The sequence below is a fragment of the bacterium genome, from assembly GCA_016873475.1.
Lineage (GTDB): Bacteria > Krumholzibacteriota > Krumholzibacteriia > JACNKJ01 > JACNKJ01 > VGXI01.
Map to the genome: position 1 here is coordinate 1 of VGXI01000375.1, position 1955 is coordinate 1955.

Here is a 1955-nt window from a genome sequence, read left to right on the forward strand (position 1 = left end):
TTTTGCCGTCGAAGTCAATGGCAGGGGTCACGTAGGGGGAGATGCCGAAGGCGGCGTAGGTGCTTCCCATGTCCATCCCCATCGAGAACTCGACGATCACCGTCGTGTTCCGGGGCACGCCGGTGGCGCCGTTCGCGGGATAGGTGGAGAGCACGACGGGGTGGCTCGGCAGCGTGGTGAAGCTGCTCGTGAAGGTTGCGGCTAGCGCTTCGCCCGCTGCGCTCTCGGCGCTGGTGCCAATGGTCAGCGTGTAGACCAGCCCTGGCGAGAGCTCGCTCTCGGGGTCGATCCGCAGCAGCTTGCCGGTGATCCACTGGGCCTCGAAGGCGACGTTGCTGCGTGTCGGATCGCTGAGGGTGGTGGCCGCCTCGACGCTCGGCGCGTCCATGGCCACGTTGAATTCGACGAGGATCTCCACGCCGGGCTCGACGTTGACGGCGTCGTCAGCCGGGCTGATGCTGACGACTGCGGGCACGGTGGGTCCGCCGTCGCCGTCATCGCCATCGTCGCTGCCGAAGAGGCAGCCGGCGAGGCCGGCGATGCAGAGCAGCGCCGCGAGGATTCGCCAGTTGGACTTCTTCATCATGCTCCTCCCTGTCTGTGCGCGGAACTGGCGGCGTCGCCGGGGTTCCAGCCGGGACCGGGCGCGGCGGCGCCGCCGGGGGGAAGCATGGTCGCGTTTTTCGGACTTGTGAAGCGCAATTGCAGCCGAGCCCCGGGCTCTCCGCCGGGCCCCGGCGCGCCCTCTAGCCGGCCGTCTCCTCCTCGGGTGCCGGGGCGGCGCCGCCCGGCAGGGGGCGGCCGAAGGCGGTCAGGCCGCCCAGGGCCCCCAGGCCCATCGTCTCCACGGCCGAGGAGGGCACGATGATCATGCTGCCCTTCTGCTTGAGGCCCTCGAAGACCATGTTCATCGCCCTCAGGTGCAGGGCGACGGGGTTGTTCTGGTAGGCCTCGCTCGCCTTGGCGAACTTCTCGGCGATCTCGGTCTCGGCCGTGCCGAGGATGACGCGGCTCTGCCGTTCGCGCTCGGCCTGGGCCTGGCGGCTCATCGCGTCCTCGAGGCCCTTGGGGATCACCACGTCGCGGATCTCGACGCTCTGGATCGTGATGCCCCAGGGGTCCGTCTTGCGGTCGAGCACCTGCTGGATCTGATGGCCGATCTTCTCGCGGTCGGCGAGCATCTCGGACAGCTCGTGGCGGCCGATGGCGTCGCGCAGCGCCGTCTGGGCGCTGAGGATGACCGCCTCGACGAAGTTCTCCACTTCGAGCACGCTCATCTTGGCGTCCCAGACCAGCCAGAAGGCGATGGCGTCCACGTTGACCGGCACCGTGTCCCGGGTGAGCGTGGTCTCGGCGCGAAAGTCGGTGCAGCGCACGCGGTGGTCGATGTAGGCGTCCACGCGCTCCACCAGGGGCAGGATCGCGAAGAAGCCGGGTCCCTTCAGGCTGCGGAACTTGCCGAGCCGCAGGACGACGCCCTTCTCCCACTGCTGCGCGATCTGCACCGAGGCGGCCGCGAGCAGGCCCAGGTAGGCCGACCAGTGCAGGGGCCAGACGACGGCGCCCGCGAAGGCGAAGCGCAGGAGCACCCAGTACGCGACGCCGAGGCCGATCAGGTGCTGCCACTTGGGGATCGCGATCAGCGCCGAGCCCATGACGATCGCGGCGACGACGCCCACGACCTCGGGCCGCGCGCGCAGCTCGAGGCCGGCCGGCTGTGCCTGTCGGAGCTGGAGCAGCACGCCCAGGCCCATGATCGCGATGAGGATGATCAGGTTGAATGCCCCGAAGCGGAAGTCGGCCTTGACGGCGGGCTTCATCTGCGGGAGCGGGTTCTTCGAGAACTCGGGGATGAGCACGTCCATCACTCCTCCTTGGCCGCGGGCATGGCGGGCAGGCGGTCCGCGAGTTCCGCCGCCAGCTCGGCCGGCCCGAAGCCGAATTGCGCTGCCTTC

The 1955-nt window shown here is 69.4% G+C and carries 2 protein-coding genes; both read right to left on the reverse strand.

Translation table 11 applies throughout. The annotated features are described in order from the left end of the window. The coding region (locus FJ251_15910; protein MBM4119187.1) for a hypothetical protein at positions 1-586 on the reverse strand (586 nt) is incomplete at its 3' end. Between the two features lie 160 nt (positions 587-746). After that, entirely contained in the window at positions 747-1655 is a 909-nt protein-coding gene (locus tag FJ251_15915; GenBank protein MBM4119188.1) for a slipin family protein, read from the reverse strand. Positions 1656-1955: the final 300 nt, after the last annotated feature.